Origin of the sequence: Jeotgalibacillus sp. ET6 (assembly GCF_029667115.1) — a bacterium.
Taxonomy (GTDB): domain Bacteria; phylum Bacillota; class Bacilli; order Bacillales; family Jeotgalibacillaceae; genus Jeotgalibacillus.
In genome coordinates, this window is record NZ_JARUIU010000005.1 from 75,240 (window position 1) to 100,145 (window position 24,906).

Sequence of the window (24,906 nt, forward strand, 5' to 3'; positions counted from 1 at the left end):
TGCTTATCCAGTTTAATACATCCAGTTTAGCATGAAAAAACAGATCATTCACAACTTTTTTACTCTTCTTTTTTTAAGGCAGGTTCATACAAAATTAATTTTTCATCCTTGTTGTCTGCAGCCTGATCAGCATTCATCGCGCTCCATTCAAATACCCATTTCCCATCCTTTAAATAAGGCAGTTCTTCAGAGATTAGATATTTTTCGGTGTCTCCATGAACCGAAAACCAGGACCTTGCTTCATAGGTCTGTAATGCCTGCTGTTTAGCTTGTGAAGGATCAATCAGTTCTTCGTTCTGCTGGTTGATTGTAATAGGAATTTTCGATTCAAATGCCGGCTGAGCTGTAGGGTAAAACGTAATTTCGATCGTATAGTCTCCCTCTGGTGCCAGCGTATTTTCGTCTTCAGTTAAGGGAAGCGCAAGAATAAACTCAGAAGAAGCTGACAGCTGCTCATTGGAGATCATTCGGTCCCGTTCCTCGTCCGCTTTGCAAGCCGGTTCTTCCACTTGTTTAACGAGTGTATGGTCGAGTGTTTGAGAACTGACTTCAATCATAAGTGCTTCTTCGCATTTCGTATTATACGTTACAGGTGCTCCCAATTGATTCGTCAGCGTCGCTTCGACAATGATTTCGTCCCCTTTTTCAAATACCTGCCCGTTGGTCACTACATTTAATTCCAGACCATTGGAAGTAAAATCATGAAGCTCCTTATTATCCCCGCCGGATCGGTCATCCAGGAAATACACAGAGGCGAAATAACTAATTCCAAGAGTAAAAATGGCTGCACCCACCCATGAGCTTTTTCTCATCTTAGCTATGCCCCTTTCTTTACAAACAATCTCCCATTGATACAATCCACCTTATGACACACTGTTAAATACCTGAGACAAATATTGAAGATGTTCGCTAAGCATCATTAATAATATGACGATCAATGTAAAAGCAGCCACTAAAGCAAAAACGTTCACATAGTCTTTGATAACCAGCCCTTTTTCCTTCCGCCCTTTGACGGCCTGTATGGTGCGCTGAAGAAAAAACATTGAAAACAAAGGAATCAGCAGCACGTAGCTCCAGGTTTGAATGGCTAAATCTGTTCTGTCCTGAAATAGGGCATAGCGCAGCGTCTCTTCTTCCATTTGGATGGTTTTGTATTCTTTTATTATCATGCCCTGTTCGATCGTTAGCTCATTCGTTTCTTCATTAAAGTCATATCCATATCCACCCGGATAAACTTGAACGGTAAAAGCAGCTAAAATCATTAGCATAATGATGGCTGTTAAAGCAATATAATAAGAGCGGATTTTTTTCTTTTCCATGCAAACCTCCATGTAACTTTTTCATAGAACTCATTGTAACAAACACCTTGTTTACATCATACTAAAGTGTTTGAGTAAAGAATGTACACAAATCACTGAAATTTCACCCTATTTGTAAAAATATATAGTAAAATACAAAGAACCAGTAACGATGCTGGTTCTTCTGTGAGGCTGAAAGAGGCAAAAGTTTCATTCTTTCCGCAACTGCTGTAAAATAGGTAAAAATGAATAATATCAGTTTATTTCACTATGGAATACGGGGTGTTATGATGACAATGGCAAATGTAGGACAATTTGTGCGATTTACTCGTCACGGATTTGAAATTACAGGAGAAGTCACAAAAATTCTCGAGCGTTCTGTAATTGTAAATATTTCTGAAGACGATGCTTTGTTACTCGATTACGGCACAAATTTTACAGTGGTTTCACACGAAAATTATGAATTAGTTCAAAAATAAGCAAAAAATCAGATGGGGTTTCTTATAAAGAAATCGCATCTGATTTTTGTTAAAACTGTTCCCCTGCACGTATTTACATACCTAGAGCGATGAACTTTGATAGAGGCAGAAGACCAATCGCCGATTCCTCCGGATCCATTCCGCCCGGTTCAAAATTGCTGACAAGAATAAAGATTATAATGGCCATAACGATGACTAAAGCGGTAATAATCAGCACAAGTTTCTTCCCTTCCACCTTACTCACTTCCTTTACTTGCTTTTTTCTTCACCATCATCTTCATATCCACATGCGGAATGCCATCATCCAGATACTCCCCAGACGTTTCTTCAAAGCCAAATGAACGGTAGAACTCTCTCAAATAGACCTGCGCCTGCAGGTTTATTTCGTCTGCTCCCCACTCGTTTAGCATGATGTCCAGCGACTTTTCAAGAAGCTTTCTCCCAGAGCCGCTGCCGCGGTATGCAGGATCAACGATGATGCGTCCTATGGATGGAACTGAATACTTTACCCCTGCCGGCAGCAGCCGTGCATAGGCGATAAGCCTTTCTCCATCCTTCAAAGTCAGATGAAAGCTCCTTGGATCATGACCGTCAATCTCCTGATAAGCACATTCCTGCTCCACGACAAATATTGCATTTCGCGCCATCAGGATTTCATATAGCTGATGCACGGTTAACTCTTCAAATGTATGTAATTCCCACTCCATACCTGCACTCTCCTGTCCTTTATTCCACTCGGTACTTCTATTATAATTAGATTGCGGGAAAAATTCATCCTTCCTATTTGAAAGGAATGATCAAATGGAACAAGCAGCCTCGCTTATAGTGGACCTTTTATTTTGGACAGGCATAGCCGTGATCCTGTTTATCCTTGGTGCTATCGCTTTTTATATCCGGCTGAAAGCAGCCTCTAAAAAAAAGAATCCTGCCGGCAGAAAATAGCGGCAGGATTTTCTTTTATACGTTTACTTCAAGTGTTTGCGGCTTTTCATTGTTATTCATTAAACGAATAGCTGTTGGTTCGATTTCGAGCACGATGTACTCAGGATCATTCGGACCTTCGAACCAGTTTGAAAAACGGTCGCTCCATAGCTTTTCTTTTAAGTCCTCAGAATCTCTGATCACAGCTGTTCCTTCAATTTCTAAATAGCTGTCTCCATAGCCTTCTCCGTCATAGCCAAGAAGAATGTGGACAAATGGATTCTCATCAATTTCTTCGGCTTTATGCGTCTCACGGTTTGTTGGTGTATGAAGTACTAAGCCTTCATTAAAAAATGTCATGTACCTTGAGTGAGGCTTATTGTTTTTTACAGTTGAAAGTGTTCCGATTTTATTTTGCTCTAATACAGACAGAACTTTTTCTTTTAATTCTTGTTGATTCATTATGGTCAGCTCCTTTACTTTCTATATTTCCTTATTTTCCACGAGATATGTATTTAAAACATGTTTTTACAGCGGCGTGCGAATTGGACTGGTTTGCCCGGCAAAAAACCGGGAAGATCATCTCCCCGGTTTCATTCCAGTGCATGCAGTTAATTTAAAAAGTACTCCTCGATATCATCAAGCATCAAATTGGCTGCTTTTACACCGCCTGCTGTATTCCAAATCGTATCACTTACTTCGTGAATATTGCCTTCTTGGACAACCTCAAGATTTTGGAAAAGGGGATCATTCAACCAGTCTTCTTCCACTTTAACTCCTTCCCCATCACCGGATTCATAGGTAAAGTAGAAAAGAACATCACCTTCCATTGCTCCCACTCGTTCTTTGGTTACTCCGTTTTCTGAGAAATCATCGATGTCCTGTTCTTCAGGACGTGCAAAACCAAGCTGATTCAGAATAATGCCGGAAAAAGAATCTTTATGGTAAATCCTTGTGTCTCCGGCCATAAAGCGAACCATAGAAATTTCTTTTTCCAGGTGCTCATCACCAAGCTCACCGCTTAACTCTTCTATCCGCTGATTAAACTCATCCATTACCTGGCTGCCTTCTTCCTGCTTATTCAGAGCTTCGGCATAAAGTTCGAAATTTTCCTGCCAGTCACCCTTTAGCGTCTCGGACATAACGGTAGGGGCAATTGCTTCCAGCTGCTCATAAACAGCTTCCTGACGCAGCTTTGTTCCGATAATTAAGTCGGGCTCCAACGCTGCAATCGCTTCAACATTTACTTCACTTTCTGTCCCAACGACTTCAACATCCGCCATATCCTCCTTGATATGCTCATACCAAGGATCTCCTGTCCAGGATTGTACTGCGCCTGCCGGTGTTACGCCCATTGATAAAAGCGCCTCTGTTCCTTCATTTGTTAAAATCACTACTTTTTCGGGTGTTCCCTCAATTGTTGCTTCTCCCATTGCGTGCTCAACTGTATAGGTTTCTTCTGATTCAGAGTTTCCAGAGCTGTCGGAAGATTCGCTGCTTTGTTCGGTATCAGATGAACTGCAGCCTGCCACTATTAATGCAAACAAACCTGATAATAAAAAGAATAATGCATTTCGGTTCATGTTTTTTCCTCCAAAGATAATGATAATCGTTCTCAAATGTCATCATTATCATAATTTACTGGAACGATGATGTCAACTACTAATTGAAAACCGTTTTCAATGCAGGGAAAGTTCGTTATAATGAGGACGACTGTTTCAGTAGAAGGGAATATACGTATGAAAAAAACAACATCTTTTGCCATTATATCGCTGACGGGATCGTTTCTTCTTACGCTTCTGCTCATGACAGCAAGTGTTAGATTCGGTTACCAGCAAACTTCATTTACCCAAATTTATCAAACGCTTACTCAGTTTGACGGCTCTACCGCCCATCTGGTTATACAGTCTGTCCGAATTCCCCGTGCGCTGATTGCAGCTGTCGTCGGGGCTGCTCTTGCTGTAGCTGGTGTACTGATGCAGACGCTCACCAAAAATCCGCTTGCTTCTCCAAGCATTTTTGGTGTTAACGCAGGCGCTGGTCTTGCTGTTGTAATAGGTGTAACCATTTTTCAACTTAATTCACTGCAGGCATTTGCGGTTTTGGCTTTTTTCGGCGCAGCCATTGCCATTATTACAGTCTTTGGGCTTGGATCATTGGACCGGAAAGGCCTGTCTCCTTTGCAGCTGACTCTAGCAGGGGCTGCGATGAGCGCTTTATTTGGTTCACTTACTCAAGGACTTCTCGTTTTAAATGAATCTGCTTTGGAGCAGGTCCTTTTTTGGCTGGCCGGCTCTGTTCAAGGCAGGGATATCGCCCTTCTTTGGACCTCTCTCCCTTATATTGCAGGCGGATTTATTCTTTCATTATTACTGGCCCCATCCTTTAATGTACTGGCGATGGGAGACGATGTAGCCAGCGGTTTGGGAATAAAAACTGGAATGGTAAAGCTATGGATTGGTGTGATCGTGGTTTTACTGGCAGGCGGATCTGTTGCAATTGCAGGTCCGATAGGATTTATCGGCATCATGATTCCCCACCTGGCCAGAAAATGGATCGGGATTGATCACCGCTGGCTCATTCCCATGTCTGCGTTTCTCGGAGCGAACCTGCTGCTTGCAGCTGATATCCTTGCGCGCTACGTCATTATGCCTCAGGAAATTCCAGTAGGCGTAATGACTGCCATTATTGGAACGCCAATTTTTATTTATATTGCACGAAAGGTGGGGACTGCATCATGAAGCGATTTGTTCCCGTCCGAATCGGTAAAAACGTCATTTCCTTTTTATTCGATAAACAAACCTTTTTAAGTACGATCTTTGCGCTGCTGGCTGCAATCGGTATCTTTATTTTCAGTCTGGGACTTGGAGATGTATGGATCAATCCTGTTGAAATTTTAACGGTCTTTTTTGGCAGCGGTGAGCCTCTGAACCAGCTCATTGTGGTGGATTTCCGTTTGCCAAGAATCCTTATTGCACTTCTTGTTGGAGTAGCTCTTGCCGTCGCAGGTGCTCTTTTGCAGGGAATGGTGCGCAACCCCCTTGCCTCACCGGATATTATTGGAGTTTCAGGCGGGGCGAGCGTATTTGTCGTCGGCTTCCTTGTGCTTTTCAGTGATTCAAACGGGGCATTGATGGTCTCTATCCAATGGCTTCCTGTATCTGCTTTTACAGGTGCCTTTTTAGCAGCAATTCTTGTTTATTTATTTTCCTGGAAAAACGGGCTTGCTCCTGTCAGACTTGTGCTTATTGGAATTGGGCTTTCCATGTTTATGAATGCATGCACAACCCTTTTAATGCTCATTGGTCCTATTTACAGGGCAAGCCAGGCGAATATATGGATTACCGGATCGGTTAACGGCTCAACCTGGAGCCATGTGTGGATCCTTTTTCCTTGGGTCCTGGTTCTGTTTATACTAAGCTTGTTTATGGCAAGACATGTGAATCTTCTTGAGCTTGGAGACGACGTCTCAAAGGCCATGGGTTCGAAGTTGACCAAGCAGCGCATTCTTATTTTATTACTCAGTACAGGGCTTGTAGGCGGGTCTGTAGCGTTTGCTGGAGGTATAGGGTTCGTCGGCTTAATGGCACCCCATTTAGCCCGTAAATTGATCGGTTCCTCTTACGGCGCCCTGCTTCCGATGTCGGCCATTATTGGTGCTGCTCTTGTTATGCTGGCCGACCTGATTGGCCGTTTAATCGCTGCTCCACTTGAAGTTCCGGCTGGTGTATTCACTGCTGCAATTGGCGCGCCTTATTTTATCTACTTACTGTTTAAAGAAAGGAGCAAAAAAACATGACACAGGTTGAATTGAAGCATTTTATAAGTGAAAACGCTGCGATCTCCTTTGGAGAGCCTGATGAACAAAACTGGACCCTATCATCCTGGAGCAATGCGCAGGCAGCCACTCGCGATTTTGAAGCGATACAGGCGATTCAGCGGGCGCCTAAGCTGAATGTAACAGGTTCTCTTGTCATGAAACGTGCTGCCTTTGCTTATGTGGGTGCTTTGTTGGCATTTTATAAAGAGGGAGAAGTGTGGGACTTGCAGGCATCTTCCCTTCACCTTGTAAAAAGCGATGACCCATTATTTTTTTATATAAAGCTTCAAGCCTCACAAATTACCGTTTATCCCGTCCGTCTGACTTCTGAACAATGGGACGAAGCCGTTAAAATGCAATTTCATAAGTGGCTTAAGCCTTTAGTGTCAACGATATCAGAGGCATGCAGGGTACACGAAATAATCTTATGGGAAAATGTTTTTATCTATCTAAAGTGGTTTTACGAGGGACTTGCTCCCTCCCTTCCGGAGCTTGGGCGTAATGATTGGGAAGGTCAATGGAATGAGTTGACCAGCGAATCATTTTTTGGCGAAGAAACACTCAATCCATTTGCTTATCTATCTTCTGTAAAATCAAAAAGGGTGATGGAGAACGGAATGCGGGTCAGGCATACATGCTGCTATAAGCACAAACTGCCCGGCGGAACAAAGTGCTCTACCTGCTCTCAAATTAAGGTGATATGAAAAAAAGGCTGCCCCGCTAATTGGGACAGCCTTTACGCATTTTATAAGGGTCTTAACTCATCATCACGCTGGTCATGCATATGCTCGTCCTGAACCTTTGGTTTGCGGGCAAAGCACATAATTCCGGCAATGAGGAAAAGCAGCGCTGGCAGAAAACCAATAAAAAAGGTACCAAGGAATACTAGTACGGCGCTTCCTAAAAGCAATCCTCCTGCAAGCTTCGGTTTACGGTTACCACGCAAAACCACAATTGCAACAATGCTTAATATCGTACTGATGATGATGACGATATTAAAAAACATGCCTAAGCCGCTTAACATATCCATAACGCCGGACATATCCGTACCGGTCGCTGCAAGATCAGGGTCATTCGCCATTTCTGCCTCAAGCTCAGTTCTGACCTCTTCATCCGAAAGAAAGTTGTTGGTTAAAAATATACCTAAAACGACTAAAATATTTAAGATAACACCAATCACACTTAAAACAATTTCTGCGGTTCTTTTCAATTTTACGACCTCCTGAATATGTATGTTTATTAAACAATTCCCCTATTCTACGGAAAAATACACCTAAAGTTTCGGAATTATGCTTAAAAATTACTAATTATTTTTTACCAGAGTCAACAATTGCTTTAATCGATTGATGGTGGTATCCGGAACCCCGTCTTTCTCACTTCTTTTTTCATCCAGATCATCATGCTGAATCCATACACTTCGGATGTTTACACGATTTGCTCCAAGAATATCCGTTTTTTTGTTGTCCCCCACCATCCAGACATCTTCAGGCGGAAGGTCCATTAGCCGGAGACTATGTTCAAAGATCTCCGCATGCGGCTTGCCAAATCCAAAGTTTCCTGAAATCACAATATGCTCAAAATAAGGAACGAGCTGCGGCGTCAGTTTCAGCTTTTCCATTTGCAGAGAAGGGGCTCCATTTGTAAGAAGCAGCAGCCGGATTCCCTGTCCCTTTAACGCATCAAGCACCTCAAAGGTTTCCTCATACAGGATAGGCGTTCGTTTTCTGTTTTCAATAAATTGATGGGCTAATTCAAAACCAAACTCTTCATTAAATATTTCCTGTTTCTTTAAAGCCTTTGTCCAGACTTGTTTTCGATACTCCGGCATAATGTTTCCCATTTCTCTGAACATATGGTGGATGGGGTCTCCGAACTCTCCCCAAAGTCCTTCAAAAGGATTTATACCGATTAATTGAGTAAAGTCGTGTGTTGACAGGGAAGAATAAATGGCCGGGGCAATTTCTCTTACGTCCTGAATAAGGCGTTCTGCATCGACTTTATAGGTCTCCATTGCTTGCTGTGCTGTTAAGAGCAGCGCTTCCTCTATGCTTTTCTTATCCCATAAAAGTGTATCGTCCAAGTCAAAAAAAATCGCTTTTGGCATTCTGAACCCTCTTTTCATTACTTGATTCCTTTATTGTGACAAAAAATCTTCAGGAATGCACGATTATTATGAAGGGCGGGTACATTTTAAAGTGAAAAAAGAGTTGGGCATTGAGGTTTCATATGTATCCCTTCAAGAGGAATCGGATAAACTAAAGAGCTTGGGACAAAAACTGTCTCAAGCTCTTTTACCGGCGCTGCGCTTCAGGTGGACGCTTTCGGCAGAGACGGCGCTGAGCCTTCTCAGGACCTTGCCCTGGAAAGTCTCAGCTTGCCGCCATCTCCTGCTGGAGTCGCCACCATCCGCTCCGCTCACCTCTTATTATTTATAAGATTACTTCTTTGATTCTTGTTATGAAGGATTTAATATCCTGTTTAAGAATTGTCTCGTTCTCGGTTCCTGAGGATTTTTTAATAGTTCTGCAGGAGGCCCCTGCTCTACGATATGCCCTCCGTCTATAAAGATAACGTGATCGGCAACTTCTTCAGCAAACTTCAATTCGTGCGTTACAATCGCCATGGTCCAGCCTTCATTTGCAAGATCACGGATAACATGCAGCACTTCACCTACAATTTCAGGGTCAAGTGCAGAGGTCGGTTCATCAAACAGCATGAGCTCCGGTTCAATCGCTAAAGCTCTTGCGATGCCGACGCGCTGCTGCTGGCCGCCGGATAGCTGGTGCGGGTACAGATGCATCTTCTCTTCTAACCCGACTTTTTTAAGCAGGCTTTCCGCAAGCTTCTTAACGGCTGCTTTCTCTTTTTTCTGTACAACGACAGGACCTTCCATTACATTTTCAATCGCTGTTTTGTGTGGAAATAAATTGTACGATTGAAAAACCATGCCTGACTTTCTCCGAAGCTGCAGGATTTCTTTTTTTGACGGCGCCTTATCAAAGCTGAGCTTGAAATCCTGCTCAAATTGTATGGTCCCTTTATCAGGCATTTCAAGTGCATTGAAGCAGCGAAGCATCGTCGTTTTGCCTGATCCGGAGGGACCAATAATCGCCACGACACTGCCTTTTTCAATTGAAAGATCAATTCCCTTTAACACATTCATCTCACCAAATGACTTGTGAAGATTTTCAACAGATAACAGCATAAAGATCCCTCCTTACTTCGCCACATAGCGATCGAGTCGTTTTTCAATTCTGCCCTGAATGACAGACAAGGTAAAGCAAACAATCCAGTACAGAATGGCAGCAGTAATATAAAGCTGCATGAATTCATATGTTCTTGCAGCAATTTCCTGTGATTTTCTGAACAATTCGGTTACCAGAATCGTAGAAGCAAGCGACGTATCTTTTACTAAACTGATAAAGGAATTGGAAAGCGGGGGAATGGAAACACGTGTGGCCTGAGGCAGAATGATCCGCGCCAGTGCCTGTCTATGTGTCATTCCAATAGCTTGTCCCGCCTCCCACTGCCCTTTAGGCACAGAGAGAATAGAGGCACGGATAATTTCTGAAGCGTATGCCCCAACATTCAGGGAAAACGCAATCACAGCACTTGGGAATGGATCAATGACGAGCCCGATGCTCGCGAGCCCGAAGAAAATAATGGATAATTGAACAAGCAAAGGCGTCCCTCGTATAGCCGACACATACACTCTTGCAATCCCGGCTAGAATCTTACTGTTGGATAACCGGGCTAATGCTGTCAATAATGCGATCAGTAGCCCAATAGCAAAAGAAATAAGAGTAAGCGGAATCGTGTATTGAATTCCGCCCTGAATCATCGGCCAAAGCGAGGACTGGAATAAATCCCAATCCACTATAGGATCCGCTGCTGCCAATAGATTATTGAGATACATCTTCACCAAACCATTCTTCTGAGATTTCAGCCAATGTCCCGTCTTCTTGCATTTCTTCTAAGTGCTTGTCAAACTCTTCAATTAATTCTTCATTTCCCTGGCGGAACATAAAAGCATTCTCTGAAGCATTGTCTTCTTCTGCAGCAATTTTAATTCCTGCATTTGGCTGTTGTTTTTGGAAATCCAAAATAGCAAGTTTATCATTTACGGTCACTTCTGCGCGGCCTGTTTTAATTAATTCGATTGCCTGGGCAAGTCCCTCTACCTGAACTAATTCAGCACCATATTCTTTCGCTATTTCAGCGTAATTACTCGTAAGAGACTGTGCAGAATTCAACCCTTCCAGATCTTCAAAAGCAGAAACGTCAGAGTTATCTTCCGGAACGACTACAACAGCCCCTGAGTACGTATAAGGAATTGAAAAATCATACGTTTCAAGTCTCTCTTCATTGATCCCAACCTGATTGGCAATCACATCAAAACGGGAAGAGTTTAATCCTTCAAACATGGAGTCCCATTGTGTTTCTTTATACTCTACTTCAACGCCCATGCGCTCTGCAATCTCGTTCATAACTTCTACGTCATACCCAGTCAATTTATCTGTATCATCATGGAAAGTGAAAGGAGCATACGTGCCTTCCGTTCCCACTGTTATCGTGCCTTCTTCCTGAATTTGAGCCAGAAGATTTTCTTCGGAGCCGCTGCTTTGTGCTCCTTCATTTTCATTTGCCGCATCTTCTGATCCACATGCACCAAGCAGCCCTGACAGCGCTATCGCAGAAATTCCAATCCATTTTTTCATCTTAATAACCACCCATTCTTATCGGATTAATAAATAACTTATGTGATTGTATTATGAAGCTGTGAAAATGTAAACACTATTGACTCGGAAACAAAAGGTTTGAATATTCAGCTATAACATGATTAACTACTCATATACCCTGCTGGGTATTAAAACGGTGTACTTTTGGAATAGAGGAGGCGTATTTTATGTTTTTGCGATCCTATTTTGACGAAAAGCTTGCCCAATATTCTTATTTAGTGGGATGCCAGAAAACAGGCGAGGCCATTGTCATTGATCCTCCCCGGCATCTTGAGGGCATTCTTCAAGACGCGGAAAAAGAGGGACTTCGCGTTACAGCAGCTGCGGAAACGCATATTCACGCAGATTTTGTATCAGGGGCACGTCAGCTTGCCGTAAAACATGAAGCTGAACTATATCTTTCTGACGAAGGTGATGCTGATTGGAAATATGACTATACAGACAACCTTCATGTAACGAACCTGAAAGACCAGGATTCATTTAAGATTGGAAATGTTCAGTTTGACGTGCTTCATACCCCGGGCCATACTCCGGAAAGCATCTCCTTTCTGTTAACAGATGTTGGAGGAGGAGCCGATCAGCCTATGGGAATTTTCACAGGAGACTTTGTGTTTGTGGGCGATGTCGGGCGCCCGGATCTACTTGAGAAATCTGCTGGAGCACAAGGCACTGCAAGATCTGGTGCGGAAGATATGTTCGAATCGCTTCAGCGCTTTAAAAACTTTCCAGACCACTTGATGATTTGGCCGGGGCACGGGGCAGGGAGTGCCTGCGGTAAATCATTGGGAGCTGTACCGCACTCAACGATCGGCTATGAAAAACAAACCAACTGGGCTCTTCAGGAGAAGGATAAGAAAACTTTTGTCGATATACTCTTAAAGGAACAACCGGAAGCTCCAGCTTATTTTGCCCAAATGAAGAAAGTTAATAAGCTCGGACCTTCAATTTTAGAAAGCAGCGAGCAGAATTGGGTGTCAGATCCACAGGAAGTAGTAAAATGGGCCGCTCAAAAAGGACATTTCTTACTGGACACCCGTCCCTCTAAAGAAGCAGAAAAAGGGCTCGTTCCCGGCTCAATCAATATACCGCTGGGAAAAATGCTGCCAAACTGGGCCGGCTGGCTGGTGGATTATGATGAAAAAATCGCTTTAATCGTCAATTCATCTCAAGCAGATGAAGCGATCCTTGCTCTTCAATCCATTCACCTGGATCAAATTATCATGCTGATCGATCCAAAATCGATTGAATCCATTGCAACTGCTTCTTATAAAACTGTAAGCAAGGAAATGTTCGAGCAGTTAAAGGAAAAAGACCCGGTTCAGATCATTGATGTCCGCAATGACACGGAGTGGACCGGCGGACATATGGAGGGTGTACAGCACAAGATGCTCGGCCATTTACGTGAAGAAGGAAAGAAGCTTGATGAAGAGAAGCCGGTGCTGATTCACTGCCAATCCGGGGCCAGATCAGCCATTGCAGCAAGTGTCATGTTGTCACTCGGCTTTAAAGAGGTTATTCATTTAGAAGGTGGCTTTGGTGCCTGGAAAGAAAAATATCCTGAAAAAGTGACAAGGTAAAAAAGACTGTCCAGAAGTGATTAAATCACTTCCGGACAGTCTTTAATTTTTTCTTTTCTATGCCATTCTAATTTTCCTCGGTCTTACTTTCCTCCAGTAAGAGACAAGCCCTTAATAAAGTATTTATTAAAGAACGCATAGATCAGCAGCACCGGCAGTGTAAAGACCATGGAAGCAGCCATGATGTAATTCCAGTAGCTGACAAACTGACCCTTAAACGTATTCAATCCAAGAGGCAGTGTGTACATGCTTGAATCTGTCATGATGATCAACGGACGCATAAAGTCATTCCAGAATCCCATGAAAACAAAGATTGCCTGAGCAGCAAGAGCCGGTTTGGCAAGCGGCAGAACCACTTTGAAAAATGTACCGATCCGGCTGAGTCCATCAATCGCTGCAGCTTCCTCAAGCTCTTTTGGAAAGTTAACGAAGAACTGGCGCATCATAAAGATAAACGTTGCATTGATCATAGAAGGAACGATCATGCCCTGATAACTGTTTAACCACCCAAATTCGCGCAGAATTAAATAGTTTGGAATCATTGTTACCTGTGCTGGAATCATTAAAACAGCAAGGATAATGATAAACAGACCCTTCTTCCCCGGAAAAGTCAGACGGGCAAGAGCGTAGCCTGCCATGGAATTAAACAGGATATTGAGGCCTGTTCCTACCGTGGCAATAAATACACTGTTAAACATCCAGCGAGGGAACAATTCCTGTTCAATAAAAATTTGACGGTAGTTGTCCAATGTAAAGTTCTGTGGAATAAAGTTTATCGCTCCACTTACGATTTCCGACAGCGGCTTAAAGGAAGAGGACAGCGCCCATAAAAAGGGAATCAGTGTTACAACTGCATAGGTGCATAAAATAATGTATAAAAAGATCTTTCCGAAGTTCATTTTTTTCTTCACTTTAGTCCACCTGCCTAATAGAGATTTTCTTCATTTGAAAGCTTCCGCTGAATGAGAGTTGAAACCAGAATAACAATCGCAAGAACAAAGGCAATTGCTGCTGCGTAGCCCATTGTGTCCATTGATTTAAAAGCATACTGATAAATTAACAGCACGACTGTCAGCGTTGAATTATCCGGTCCGCCTGAGCCGCCTGAGAAAATGTACGATTGATCAAATAATTGAAAGGTTCCGATCACACCCATAATGATGACAAATGATGTAATAGGTTTAAGGTGGGGCACCGTAATGGACCAGAATTTCCTGATTGGACCTGCTCCATCCAGCTCTGCCGCTTCATAAAGAGAATCCGGTATATCCTGAAGGGCTGCAAGGTAGATCACCATAAAAAACGGTGCCGTTGCCCAAATATTCATGACCATAATAGCTGTCAGAGCCACATTTGGATCTCCGATAAAATCATAGGTTGGCAAACCGATTTTTTCCAACCCGAAGTTTACCAGCCCTTCGCGGTTATACATCCACATAAAAATGAGCGTTAGTACGGCCGATGAAGTTAAGGTCGGAAGGAAATAAATGATTCTGAAAAACTTTTCCCCCTTCATGCCTGCATTTAATGTAGCAGCCAGAACAATCGCCAGAATGGTTTGAGAAGGCACCACGATCATTACGTATTTAAACGTATTCCACAGAGCAATACCTGCTCTTCTGTCATCAAACACACGCTCATAATTGGCTAAGCCGACAAAATCAAAGGAAGTTTCTCCAAGCAGTCTCACATTGTTAAATGAAAGAAAAATCGCATAGAAAATCGGTCCTAAAATGAAGATCAGTAAAACAAAAATGGTAGGGGACATAAAAAAGTATCCCTGTCCCGCCTCTTTTAACGAACGCTTGCTGTATTTTCGGTTCATCTTATGTCACTCCCGGGTTCAAGAATAAAGCTGACGCATTTTTTCGTCAGCTTTATCTTTTAAAATTTATTGGTTATTCCTCAGAACCGATTTCACTATTTGCCTGTTCTTCGGCTTCTTTAAGTGCCTCATCTAAAGGACGGTCTCCTAGGAATGCACTAATAAATTGATTGTTAAAGTTATTTGTAATGATTGGAAGGTTGGTTCCGTTTGCCCATACAGTCGCGTACTCTGCTCCTGCAACAAGAGAACCGCGAAGCTCGTCATCAGCGTAGCCAAGCTTTTCTGCTACTGATTTACGTGTTGGGAGTGCGAACCCTTTGCTTGTCCATGTTTCCATGCCTTCTTTGCCAGTTAAATACTCAATCAGCTTCCAGGAAGCTTCTTTTTTCTCAGATGCTGCGTTCATTACATATGCAACCGTGTACGCCATTGTTCCTTTTTCTCCGTTTATTGTTGGAACTTCAGCTGTACCGTACTCAAGATCCGGGAAGGTTTCTTCAAGATAAGGAATATTCCAGTTGCCTTCAAGGACCATAGCAGCACGCTGCTGACCGAACATATCCCCGCCGGAAGAAGCTCCTACTTCTGATGGCTGAGCGGATGTTTTGTCCACATTATGCTGATCAATGACCGGCTGCAATGCTTCAATGACTTCATCACTGCCGAAATTAGCCATATTGTCTTCTACTACACTGCCGCCAAGAGATTCAGCAACATAGTATTGGCGCGCCAGCTCAGGTGCTACTCCATAGCCATAGACACCATCCTTCGTAAGCGCTTTCGATACTTCCATCATTTCTTCCCATGTCGTTGGCACTTCCACGCCTGCTTCTTCAAACATTGTTTTATTGTAGAAAAGAGCTAAAGTGGAATAGTCTTTAGGAAAACCATACGTTGCATCATCCTGTTTAAAGGCATCGAGCAGCGGCTCTTCAAAGTCCTCCACCTCAAATTCATCTGTCACATATTCATCAAGAGGCTCTATGACGCCAGTTTCAATCATTCCAGGAGCTTCAAAGGCATCAAGATAAAAGACATCCGGCCCTTCTCCGCCAATCAGACGAGTCTTCATGACATCCATGTATTGGTCCGCAATGACTTCAAGCTTTACATCAATATCCGGGTTTTTTTCTTCAAAATCGGCAAGCGTTTCTTCAAGAAGAGCTTGTTCAGTAGGGTTTCCTCCCCATCCTGCAAGAGTGACCGTCGTTTTATCGCCGCTGTCTCCTCCTCCGCCTTCTCCTCCGTTATCTGTACTGCATCCCGCTAACACACTTCCTGCAAGCAATAAAGACAAACTGACTGATGAAATCCATTTCTTTTCCATGTACATTCTCCCCTTTTTTTAATCTACTGAGGAAAGCTGCGAAATGCAGCCATCCACAGTAAATCGTTTTGATTACAAAGCTGGTGTTTCAAGCCGTTGAATAATCTCCCACCCTGTTGTGTTTTTCTTAACGTCGACTTCGGTCTTACCATCGATGCGGGTAAGTGAAACGGATAGAACCCCTTCACCTATTCGCAGATCTTTTACATGTAATTCATCCATTGACGGAAGCAGCGATGGGCTGAGAATAATTTTTTTATTTAAACCTGCCGGAAAAATTCCGAGCAGTGACTGCACAAAAGTAAGCGGAGTTCCTGCTGCCCACGCCTGAGGCGAGCAGGCCACCGGATATGGTACAACCGTATTTAATGACTGATCATACCCGCAGAACAGTTCCGGCAGGCGGTCATATTCAAAATGGAGGGAAGCATCGAGCAAGCCTTGAATGACTTTACTCATTTCTTCCTGATTGTTTGATTTAGCCATTCCAAGTAAAATCATGCTGTTATCATGCGGCCAGACACTGCCATCGTGATAGCTCATTGGGTTGTAGCCGGCTTCGCCTATTGCCATTGTCCGAATGCCGAAGCCTGAGAACATTTTTTCATTTACCAGTATTTCCGCCACTTTTTTGGCACGGTCATCAGATAAAATACCTGATTGAAGGAGGTGACCTGGATTTGAGGTTATCGTTCCTACCTGGTTTTTCTTTTCATCTAATGCAATGGCATAGAATTGAACATCGTCCATCCAGAATGCCTCATTAAATTTCGTCTTCAGTTTCTCTGCTGTAAGATCCAGATGGTTTGCTTTTTCTGTTTCACCCAGTTGAGTAAAAATCTGAGCGATTCCTTTTTTAGCCTGGTACACATATCCCTGTACTTCACTTAACGCAATCGGTGAGACTGCATAATCACCATTGCGGTGAACTACTGAATCACCTGAATCCTTCCAGCCCTGATTGGCAATTCCTTTTGATGCTTCCTGATGGTATTCAACAAACAAATCGCCGTCACGGTCTCCGTATTCATCAATCCAGTCAATGGCACGGTCAATATTGGAACGCAGCTCTTTTGCAAGTGACAGATCGCCTGTCCAGTTCACGTACTCAACAAGCAGCATCAGAAATAGCGGAGTAGAATCCACACTTCCATAGTAAGGGGCAAACGGAATTTGATCGGTATTTGCTAGTTCCCCATACCGGATTTCGTGCATGATTTTCCCTGGCTGTTCATCTCTCCAGGCATCCACTTTTGTTCCCTGATAATGCGCCATTGTTAACAGCGTACCTTTTGCAACCGCAGCGTTAAATGGCAGCAGCTGAAGGGCGGCAATGAGGCTGTCCCTTCCGAATGGAACGCCAAACCAAGGGAGCCCTGCGACCGGGAATGAACCAAATCCGACATCGTTCATAAGAACTCTGAGATCATCTGTCCCCCGCCTCACAAGCTTTTCAAGCTGTTTCACATCCGTTTCAATGGTTGGAAGTGAGCCATTCCACTCTTCATATGACTTCTTCAGGCTGTTCAACGCATCTTTTTCATCCTGTATTCTGCTAGTCTCCTGATCATGCAATGCTTCAATCTTAAAGATTACTTCCTTCGATTCACCGTGCTGCAGCTCCCAGTCGAACCCAACGTAGCCGCCGCGTGCTTCCTGTTCTGGCTGATCCCATTTAACAACGGTCTTTCTTTTAATCTGATCACTTCCGTTGTAGGTAAAGGTCATTTCCTGTGCTGCAACCTCAGTTTCCCCGCGGCTGCCTGTTTTACCATTCTGAAAGCCTCTTACAATGAACATATCGAGAAAATCCGCATCCATTTCAAGAGCGATTCTAAACGCCGCTTTCTTAGGAAAGTAAGATGTCGCTTTTACCTTTTCATACAAGACGCCTTCAGATATAAATCTTGTCCGTTCAAATTGAATGGATTCTCTCCATAATTGAAGTCCCTCTTCATTTTCCTGATGGGGGTTTGTTAGAAGAATGGACGAGCGATAGTTTTCTCCACCGTCTGAGTGCAGGGCGATAGGTGATTCCCCGTTCACCAGCAGCTTCATTGTGCTTAGAAATCGCGTGTCCTTCGTATATAAGCCAAGCTCATACGTGTGATTTCCAACAATATCTCCCTTTTCATCACTTAATAAAAATAAATCATTTTCTTTAATTACTCTGTAGTTCATGTCAGCAGCTCCAATCATCCGAAACGTTTCGGATTTTTTCAAAAAATAAACTCAAGCTTAAGTTTCAGCCAACTTTTATGGATAGTCGCTATAGCTTCGCACTTGAGTCACGTTCCATTAATTCATGTTTAACAATTGTTTTTCTTGGCTCTCCTTCATGGTCAAGCATATCAATCAGCAGTTTAGCTGCTTCATAGCCAAGACCATACGTATCTTGTGAAATCGTCGTTAAGCCAGGTTGAACATATCTTGATAACAGGATGTTGTCATAGCCCACAATGGATATGTCTTCCGGAATACGGAAGCCCTTACTTTTGAGTGCCGTCATGGCCCCGATAGCCATTAAATCACTGGCGCAAAAAATGGCAGTGACCGAGGGATTGCTTTCAATCAATTTAAGCGCTGCATTCCTGCCGCTCTCTTCTGTAAAATCGCCGCTGATGATCCGGTCTTCCGGCAGTTCGATCTGTTTCTTGGAGAGTGAATCCTTGAAACCTTTCAGTCTTTCCTGGCTTACAAAAGCAAATTCATGTCCATTAATCATGCCGATGGAGGTGTGGCCAAGTCCAGCCAGGTAGTCTCCTACTTCCCATGCTCCGGCATAATTATCAGTGGAAACAAAGCCTGCATGCCTGCCGATTTTCGGGATATCCACTAGCACACACGGGATCTCCCCTTCAATCACTTCTTCGAGATAAGGGTCATCTGTTCTGATCCCCTGAATAATCACACCGTCTACTTTTCGTTCCTTGCACAGCTGTGTATACGTTTTTTCTCGCTGCTTTGAAGAATTTGTCGTAAAGAGCACAATGTCATAAGCGGTTTGGGAAGCATAATCATTCACTCCGGTCATGACTTCAATCGTAAAATTATCTTTTGCATTTTCTCTAATAAAACCGGACACAAGCAAACCAATCGTTTTTGATTTTTTCATAACCAGACTGCGCGCTATGGTATTAGGTGAATAGTTTAACAGTTTTGCTGTTTCAACAATCTTTTTTCGAGTGTCTTCATTTACATCCGAATAGCCGTTTAGCGCTCTAGAGACAGTTGTGATGGACACACCTGCTTTTTTAGCAATGTCTTTGATCGTCGCCATTTTAAACCTCCAAAACGTTTCGGATGTGTATTTGACTTGAATTATAAAGTAGTTTGAAAGCGATTGCAAGTATAATTTTCATTTTTCCCTGCATTCATTTAACGAGAATAGTAGTATCTCTAATTGTCCACAGCAGGATCAAGGGATTGTTCAATGCCCCGACCCGGTATCTGCTGCCTGTCCCTCACTTCTCATAGGAAGCTCATATTTTATAGTGAGCAGATTAAAGCCCAAAAATTTCATTTTATGAACAGCTGTCAGTTCCTTCCCATGAACATGAAAAAACTCTGTAAAAGGTGTGCGGAATGTGACAGATCCGATCGTTAAATAAACTCCCTGCTGCAGATGATCATTCTTGTTCTTTCTTTCGCTGGTAAGAATCAATCCTTTATTTTCATCATGCTCTGGCAAGAGAACAGCTGTCATCGCACCAAATGGAAGCGGCAGGGCAATATTCATAAACACAACGCCTTTGTAGGAATGGCTGGAATAAAGCGCAGTAAAAATGGGTTCTGCTGTGCTGCTGTGATCCCGCAGCCAGGCAGTTGCCCCATGAGGTCTGCCATCTTGTGCAGAAACCTTCTTTATGGTGCCGGTCATAGCAAAACGGCTTGAAGGAGGCAGGTTCAGCTGGCCGAATCTTTTTGTCAATATCCGGGTCAAGCTGCTTAGCGGCAGAAACATGCCATGCCATTTCAAATCTGCCTTCATGTCGAATTGTGCAGTGTTAAGATAAAATTGCCGAATTGAGTCCTCGATTCCAGCCGGATCAAATCCTGGACGCACGTAGTCATTCCAGTTTCTGATCAAACCTGGTCTATTTTCATGGGTAAACCATTCTTCCTTCCGTGTCACGTTTCCCTCAGCCCGAATTAAGCTGATCGGAAAACGGAGTGGTGGATTTTTTTCAGGTAAATGAAAAGCAGACCAGGTCACTACTGCAACAAAGGAAAAAACAAAGGCATTGACGCCTCCATGCCATGGGATCATTTCACCTATTCCTACAAGAGGAGAGTTCATCATTAATCCAATGCTGTATAACACTGACAGCATCATCGTAAGGGGCAGAACAAGTGAGGAAATCAGGATCCCTGCTTTTTTCCAGCCATTCATTTTGAATGACGCAGTAAACCATTCAGCTGAAAGCCAGGTTAAAAATACAACATATACAGCCACCAGCACAGGCTCAAGGGGCGGTCCGGCATCCAGGCCGACTGCCACCATAACCGGCCCCAAAATTAATCCTGCTGCCAGATAAGGAAAACGGCTCGATAAAGAGTACGAATGATGTTTCATCCATCTTCCAAACATGCCGGTCAGAATCAGCACGCAAAAGGCAGCGTAATGAAAATGAATGGCCGTTAGATCAATAATGATTTCAGAATAGGGAAGAAAAAAGGAGCCATCCATTCTCGAAAGCACAAGCCAGGCTCCTCCTTCTCCCATGTACATAAAACCAAAGTGAAACGTAATTTCCTCCCAATCCTTCATTCCTCTCTCCATAAATCGGAGCAGGCCAATCAGTGCGATGACCACAGTAAACAAGAACCATCCAGCAGCGGCAAACACTCCCCATCCTCCATCAGGCAGGAGAATCGCCAATACCCCGGCTGCTGCAAATATCCAGTGCCAGTGAATCGCTTTGAATAGCAAACGTTTACTATACTCATCTCCGTCCGTTTTTCTTCCCGCAACCATTTTAAGCAGCAAGGGAGTTAAAAAGGCGATGGAAAAAATAAGTGCTGAATCAATAGTTCCCAATGAAAAAAAATATGTACATGCCAACCAAACAATAAAACCCATAACTGTCCTTATTTTCATCTTGATCCTCTTTCTTTTTCTGGAAAGTCCGTCTGAACATTCCCTTTATACATTAATACGGTTCCAAACCTAGGCTGGTAGAGGTGTACGTGGATGCGGATCAAATCTTTATCCACATTGTAATCTTCCAGAACAGTGGCTTTAATGCCCAGTTGTTTTGGAAGGAGTATCGTTTTACTGCCAATCTGAAGTGCTGTATTTTCGGAGTGGATTAACAAACCGCCCTCTTTTGTAACCTGAAAAGTCAAAGTGGTTGTCAAAAATCCTCCCTTTCCAAAGTCATCCTGAATCAAAAAAGCCGTTTCCCCTTCTTTCATTACAGCGTCAAACGAACGGACCGCTTCCGTAAAGAAAAAGTTTCGTTTCCAGCTCACACACTCTTTTCCATCGGCATTTCTGTAGGCCTCATTTAAAATAGTGAATGGGATGCATGCTCCCCTTTCCGGAAAGGTCAGTTTAAAAGGCACACCCATCCAGGACAGCAGACGAATCAGACGGCTTCCCCCCTGAATCACCTCCATCTCCCCTTTTCCTCTTACTGCATAGGATGATTGACTATGGATACCAAACTTTTTTTGCAGCACTGGATGCAGCCGTTTAAACTCTTCTCCCAGCACCTTTTCATAAATGGATTTCACGTTTTCTCCCCCCGGACTCTCCTGCAATTCCGTGCAAGCACCAGGTTTTTAGCATTTAGTCCTCCTGCCAGCCCCACCCCCGCCACAGCGGCATTTAATGCAATCGGGTTAAATGGAGCAATTGCCGTAGAAGGATCCAGCATAATGGCACTTAAGCCTAGTGGAATCATGGCAGCTGCTGCTCCGAAAAACAGCCAGTCCTTTTTCCAAGGAAGTAAAAAAGCCAGTCCAATCAAAATCTGAATTGTGCCGGCGAGCGTGATCATCGGCTCTGCAAAAGGGCTCAGCCATAAAGAATTTTTGAGAAGCGCTACTTCCCCTGTTTCAGGAAACAGTAGTTTGGGGACCAGCCCCTGGTAAATCCAAATGAGTGCCATTAACAGACATAAAGCAGCATGAAGCAGGGATCTTCTTACGCTGTCTTCAGGTCGGATGTCGTTTTCAAGCCATTTGGCAAGGCAGTCAAAGCTCCATGCAGTTGCCCATCCAATCATTGGTTTAAAGATCAAAGAATCGAACCATTGTCCTGCCCGGCCAAACCGCACCTTATATTGATAAAGCGTTTCGAATTTAATTCCTGTATTCACGGGTGTATATTTCCAGTAGCCTGCCCCTTCTTTAATGAGCGAAATGGGCTGTTCACTTCCAAAAGCCAGAGAGGAAATACGTTCTCCCCGTTCATTTTCCTTTTCTCCCTGACTGACACCTGTTCCTTCGATTCGAAGTCCAAATCCTATATTCGTTCGATATGTAAAATGCTGTTTTGCAAGAGTATGTTCTTTTGGCAGATAGGTAATGGAGCTGAATCTTAAGTCCCATCTCTGATGCAGATCAGGCTGCTGTGTGTACTTCCACAGCTTTTCCATGGGAGCCTGAATCATCCTTTCTACGTAAATTTGTTTTTGCTTTGGCATTCGACCACCCTTTCCAGTTCTTCCTTTAAAAGTATATCAAAAGAAGGGGGCGGTCCGGGTGATTTTTAGAAGTTTCGGATTATACTGGGACCGGTTCATTTCCGCTTCGGCCGGAGGCTTTCCGCCTGGCGGGAGGTGAGCCTCTTTGATGCTGTCGCATCTGCAGTGTCTCACCCTTCCCGCTTCTTCACGCAGGAGTCCCCGGCCTCCGCTTCAATGCACCTATTCTTTTGGTATGTCCTTAGTAAATAACAATGTTAGGAAGCTGCGTTTTCCTTTTTGAAAGTTGAAATTTTGATAAAGAGAAAGAGACCGGTTCATTTCCGCTCCGGCCGGAGGCTTTCCGCGTGGCGGGAGGTGAGCCTCGTTGATGCTGTCGCATCTGCCGTGTCTCACCCTTCCCGCTTCTTCACGCAGGAGTCCCCGGCCTCCGCTCCAATGAACCTATTCTTTTGGTATTTGACTCATTATATAAACGAATCGAAATACTTCTTAGGGTAAGTGATTTTATGTTCGATGAATATTTTTGCCCAAGCATTAACTTCTTCAAAATATAATTCTTCGTCCCTGTCAGGCAGTACTGCAAATACTTTTTCAAAAGACCCATTTTTGTTTACCTGGTTTAGAGTCAAATCAGCAATTAAAGTTATTTGAACGTCATTGTAGCAAGAAATTATGGCTGTAACTTGTTTTTTTGATAGATCAACATGGGTGTAACTGATTTTTATTCCGGTAGGCATAAAATAAGTATTTCCTTTTTCATTCCTCAAGATTTTACCGCCTATTTACTTAATATCAAAATAAGATATGGACCACGGGTATTTGCGTAATATGGGCCAGTTTAAACCCTCTAATAAAAGGCTGAGACAAATTTGTCCCAGCCTTGTGTTATCTTGCTATTCCTACTCTTACTTCCTCATATTTTTTTGAGACTGACTGATCTTTTTCCACTTTTTCTTTTCAATGAGCTGTTCCCGTTTGTTTGATTTCCGCTCCATATAAGCAAGTTCTTTTTGCAGCTTTCTGTAGCTTGCCAGACGATCTGCGTCCAGGCTGCCTTCTTCAATCGCTGCAGCAACTGCGCAGCCCGGTTCGTTTTCGTGTTTGCAGTCTCTGAACTGACATTCCCTGGCAAGCCTTTCAATATCCTGAAAGCCATGCTCAAGTCCGCCCTCAGATTCCCACAGCTGCAGCTCTCTCATTCCCGGTGTGTCGATCATGACGCCACCTGTTGGAAGTGAAAGCAATTCACGGTGGGTGGTCGTATGCTTCCCCCGGTCATCGCCTTCACGAATTTCGTGCGTGGCCATTCTGTCTTCCTGCATCAGGGAGTTAATAATAGAAGACTTGCCGACTCCTGATGAACCCATAACTGCTACAGTAGTGCCTTCGTTAATATGCTCCAGCAGCCGGGATACGCCGTTCCCATTGATCGTGCTGCAGGCAATAATCGGCACACCTAATGCAGCTGTTTCTCCCTGCTGCACTTTATCCTTTATTTCCTCTTCTTCACAGAGATCAGATTTTGACAAGACAACCACAGGGGTCGCACCACTTTCCCACGTGGAAAGCAAGTATCGTTCCAGTCTTCTCAGGTTAAAATCCTGGTTCAGCGCCATAACCAGAAAAACCACGTCTATATTGACTGCAACAATTTGTTCTCCACTCGTCTCACCAGCCATTTTTCGTGAAAACTTGGAGACTCTTGGAAGGATGGCATGAATGATGGCTTTTTCTTCCCCTTGAAAAGGAGTCAGCATGACCCAGTCTCCGACAGCCGGATAATCTTCTCTTTCGCCGGCAGTATGACGAAATTTACCGGATACTTCCCCGAGCAGCAGTCCGCTTGCCGTTTCGATTCTGTAAAGGCGCTTATGCTCCACTACAATTCTTCCTGGAACAAGGGCCGGATATCCCTCAGCCTTTTCCTGCCATACTTTATTCCACCCTATACGTACTAAAGATTCATTTTGAATAAGATTCAATTTTTTTCCTCCTAATTTTAAGCATAAAAAAACCACGGATACATGTGCGTTCGCGTACACAATCCCGTGGACTTCAGCTTAAATTAGCAGGAGCTGTCCTAAAATGGACCGACTTTAAGCCGGACGGGTTGTGTACACGAGATTTCAATGAACAAGTTAAGTTGTTTTCTCATAGCACTTCACCCTTTCCATGTGTTTTTTTTATTATACGAAAAGGTCCTCGCTATTGCAATCCATTTTTTGATTTATTCGGATAATTCAAGAGCAAATACTTAAAGA

At 43.5% G+C, this 24,906-nt stretch carries 27 protein-coding genes; 6 read left to right on the forward strand and 21 right to left on the reverse strand.

Annotation, left to right across the window (positions count from 1 at the left end; genetic code table 11):
• Window positions 1-59 precede the first annotated feature (59 nt).
• Window positions 60-812, reverse strand: a complete 753-nt coding sequence (locus tag P6709_RS14145) for a hypothetical protein (protein WP_278241584.1) — start codon at window positions 810-812, stop codon at window positions 60-62.
• A gap of 51 nt (window positions 813-863) precedes the next feature.
• Entirely contained in the window at window positions 864-1,319 is a 456-nt protein-coding gene (locus tag P6709_RS14150) for a hypothetical protein (protein WP_278241585.1), read from the reverse strand.
• 269 nt (window positions 1,320-1,588) lie between these two features.
• Between P6709_RS14150 and P6709_RS14155 the strand changes: the two genes are divergently transcribed.
• Window positions 1,589-1,777: a DUF2187 family protein gene (locus P6709_RS14155; protein ID WP_278241586.1), complete on the forward strand. Its 189-nt coding sequence runs from the start codon at window positions 1,589-1,591 to the stop codon at window positions 1,775-1,777.
• 73 nt (window positions 1,778-1,850) lie between these two features.
• Here P6709_RS14155 and P6709_RS14160 read toward each other — a convergent pair whose 3' ends face one another.
• Window positions 1,851-2,012 (reverse strand): hypothetical protein, encoded by a 162-nt coding sequence (locus tag P6709_RS14160; protein WP_278241587.1) that lies wholly within the window; start codon window positions 2,010-2,012, stop codon window positions 1,851-1,853.
• A gap of 1 nt (window position 2,013) precedes the next feature.
• Window positions 2,014-2,484, reverse strand: coding sequence for a GNAT family N-acetyltransferase (locus tag P6709_RS14165; RefSeq protein ID WP_278241588.1), 471 nt, complete (start codon window positions 2,482-2,484; stop codon window positions 2,014-2,016).
• A 94-nt stretch (window positions 2,485-2,578) separates the two neighbouring features.
• Here P6709_RS14165 and P6709_RS14170 point away from each other — a divergent pair, with 94 nt between their 5' ends.
• Window positions 2,579-2,719 carry a hypothetical protein gene (locus P6709_RS14170; RefSeq protein ID WP_278241589.1) on the forward strand — a complete coding sequence of 47 codons (141 nt, stop codon included), beginning with the start codon at window positions 2,579-2,581 and terminating at the stop codon, window positions 2,717-2,719.
• 15 nt (window positions 2,720-2,734) lie between these two features.
• Here P6709_RS14170 and P6709_RS14175 read toward each other — a convergent pair whose 3' ends face one another.
• Window positions 2,735-3,160: a pyridoxamine 5'-phosphate oxidase family protein gene (locus P6709_RS14175; protein ID WP_278241590.1), complete on the reverse strand. Its 426-nt coding sequence runs from the start codon at window positions 3,158-3,160 to the stop codon at window positions 2,735-2,737.
• 149 nt (window positions 3,161-3,309) lie between these two features.
• Window positions 3,310-4,281 carry an ABC transporter substrate-binding protein gene (locus tag P6709_RS14180; RefSeq protein ID WP_278241591.1) on the reverse strand — a complete coding sequence of 324 codons (972 nt, stop codon included), beginning with the start codon at window positions 4,279-4,281 and terminating at the stop codon, window positions 3,310-3,312.
• Between the two features lie 156 nt (window positions 4,282-4,437).
• On the opposite strand from P6709_RS14180, the gene P6709_RS14185 reads away from it, so the two are divergent.
• The 3 genes from P6709_RS14185 to P6709_RS14195 are packed head-to-tail and all read left to right on the forward strand — an operon-like array spanning window position 4,438 to window position 7,222.
• Window positions 4,438-5,439 carry a FecCD family ABC transporter permease gene (locus P6709_RS14185; RefSeq protein ID WP_278241592.1) on the forward strand — a complete coding sequence of 334 codons (1,002 nt, stop codon included), beginning with the start codon at window positions 4,438-4,440 and terminating at the stop codon, window positions 5,437-5,439.
• On the forward strand, window positions 5,436-6,497 hold the full coding sequence (locus P6709_RS14190) for a FecCD family ABC transporter permease (RefSeq protein WP_278241593.1): 1,062 nt from the start codon (window positions 5,436-5,438) through the stop codon (window positions 6,495-6,497). The genes P6709_RS14185 and P6709_RS14190 overlap by 4 nt, the downstream gene beginning before the upstream one ends.
• The gene (locus P6709_RS14195; RefSeq protein ID WP_278241594.1) at window positions 6,494-7,222 is read left to right on the forward strand and encodes a (2Fe-2S)-binding protein; all 729 of its coding nucleotides are present in this window, start codon (window positions 6,494-6,496) and stop codon (window positions 7,220-7,222) included. The genes P6709_RS14190 and P6709_RS14195 overlap by 4 nt, the downstream gene beginning before the upstream one ends.
• 41 nt (window positions 7,223-7,263) lie before the next feature.
• Here the strand turns inward: P6709_RS14195 and P6709_RS14200 are convergent, their stop codons facing one another.
• From P6709_RS14200 to P6709_RS14220, 5 genes are all read right to left on the reverse strand, one after another.
• Window positions 7,264-7,728 carry a DUF4064 domain-containing protein gene (locus P6709_RS14200; RefSeq protein ID WP_278241595.1) on the reverse strand — a complete coding sequence of 155 codons (465 nt, stop codon included), beginning with the start codon at window positions 7,726-7,728 and terminating at the stop codon, window positions 7,264-7,266.
• Between the two features lie 93 nt (window positions 7,729-7,821).
• A complete protein-coding gene (locus P6709_RS14205; protein ID WP_278241596.1) occupies window positions 7,822-8,622 on the reverse strand; it encodes an HAD family hydrolase in 801 nt (266 codons plus the stop codon).
• Window positions 8,623-8,973: 351 nt separating this feature from the next.
• Complete coding sequence (locus tag P6709_RS14210; protein WP_278241657.1) at window positions 8,974-9,720, reverse strand: amino acid ABC transporter ATP-binding protein; 747 nt, start codon at window positions 9,718-9,720, stop codon at window positions 8,974-8,976.
• A 15-nt stretch (window positions 9,721-9,735) separates the two neighbouring features.
• A complete protein-coding gene (locus P6709_RS14215; protein WP_278241658.1) occupies window positions 9,736-10,434 on the reverse strand; it encodes an amino acid ABC transporter permease in 699 nt (232 codons plus the stop codon).
• Window positions 10,421-11,236, reverse strand: a complete 816-nt coding sequence (locus tag P6709_RS14220) for an amino acid ABC transporter substrate-binding protein (protein ID WP_278241597.1) — start codon at window positions 11,234-11,236, stop codon at window positions 10,421-10,423. Before P6709_RS14220 ends, P6709_RS14215 begins: the two co-directional genes overlap by 14 nt.
• 188 nt (window positions 11,237-11,424) lie before the next feature.
• Between P6709_RS14220 and P6709_RS14225 the strand changes: the two genes are divergently transcribed.
• Window positions 11,425-12,834 carry an MBL fold metallo-hydrolase gene (locus P6709_RS14225; protein ID WP_278241598.1) on the forward strand — a complete coding sequence of 470 codons (1,410 nt, stop codon included), beginning with the start codon at window positions 11,425-11,427 and terminating at the stop codon, window positions 12,832-12,834.
• An 83-nt stretch (window positions 12,835-12,917) separates the two neighbouring features.
• Here P6709_RS14225 and P6709_RS14230 read toward each other — a convergent pair whose 3' ends face one another.
• From P6709_RS14230 to rsgA, 10 genes are all read right to left on the reverse strand, one after another.
• Complete coding sequence (locus P6709_RS14230; protein WP_442905337.1) at window positions 12,918-13,733, reverse strand: carbohydrate ABC transporter permease; 816 nt, start codon at window positions 13,731-13,733, stop codon at window positions 12,918-12,920.
• Window positions 13,734-13,759: 26 nt separating this feature from the next.
• Entirely contained in the window at window positions 13,760-14,659 is a 900-nt protein-coding gene (locus tag P6709_RS14235) for a carbohydrate ABC transporter permease (RefSeq protein WP_278241600.1), read from the reverse strand.
• 73 nt (window positions 14,660-14,732) lie between these two features.
• On the reverse strand, window positions 14,733-15,989 hold the full coding sequence (locus P6709_RS14240; protein ID WP_278241601.1) for an ABC transporter substrate-binding protein: 1,257 nt from the start codon (window positions 15,987-15,989) through the stop codon (window positions 14,733-14,735).
• 72 nt (window positions 15,990-16,061) lie between these two features.
• A complete protein-coding gene (locus tag P6709_RS14245) occupies window positions 16,062-18,170 on the reverse strand; it encodes an amylo-alpha-1,6-glucosidase (protein WP_278241602.1) in 2,109 nt (702 codons plus the stop codon).
• Between the two features lie 88 nt (window positions 18,171-18,258).
• Entirely contained in the window at window positions 18,259-19,269 is a 1,011-nt protein-coding gene (locus P6709_RS14250; protein ID WP_278241603.1) for a LacI family DNA-binding transcriptional regulator, read from the reverse strand.
• Between the two features lie 150 nt (window positions 19,270-19,419).
• Window positions 19,420-21,090, reverse strand: coding sequence for a YndJ family protein (locus tag P6709_RS14255; RefSeq protein ID WP_278241604.1), 1,671 nt, complete (start codon window positions 21,088-21,090; stop codon window positions 19,420-19,422).
• Window positions 21,087-21,728 (reverse strand): DUF4166 domain-containing protein, encoded by a 642-nt coding sequence (locus P6709_RS14260; protein WP_278241605.1) that lies wholly within the window; start codon window positions 21,726-21,728, stop codon window positions 21,087-21,089. Before P6709_RS14260 ends, P6709_RS14255 begins: the two co-directional genes overlap by 4 nt.
• Window positions 21,725-22,642, reverse strand: a complete 918-nt coding sequence (locus P6709_RS14265) for a DoxX-like family protein (protein WP_278241606.1) — start codon at window positions 22,640-22,642, stop codon at window positions 21,725-21,727. The genes P6709_RS14260 and P6709_RS14265 overlap by 4 nt, the downstream gene beginning before the upstream one ends.
• Window positions 22,643-23,109: 467 nt before the next feature.
• Complete coding sequence (locus tag P6709_RS14270; protein ID WP_278241607.1) at window positions 23,110-23,412, reverse strand: hypothetical protein; 303 nt, start codon at window positions 23,410-23,412, stop codon at window positions 23,110-23,112.
• 138 nt (window positions 23,413-23,550) lie between these two features.
• The gene (gene rsgA / locus P6709_RS14275) at window positions 23,551-24,627 is read right to left on the reverse strand and encodes a ribosome small subunit-dependent GTPase A (RefSeq protein ID WP_278241608.1); all 1,077 of its coding nucleotides are present in this window, start codon (window positions 24,625-24,627) and stop codon (window positions 23,551-23,553) included.
• Window positions 24,628-24,906: the final 279 nt, after the last annotated feature.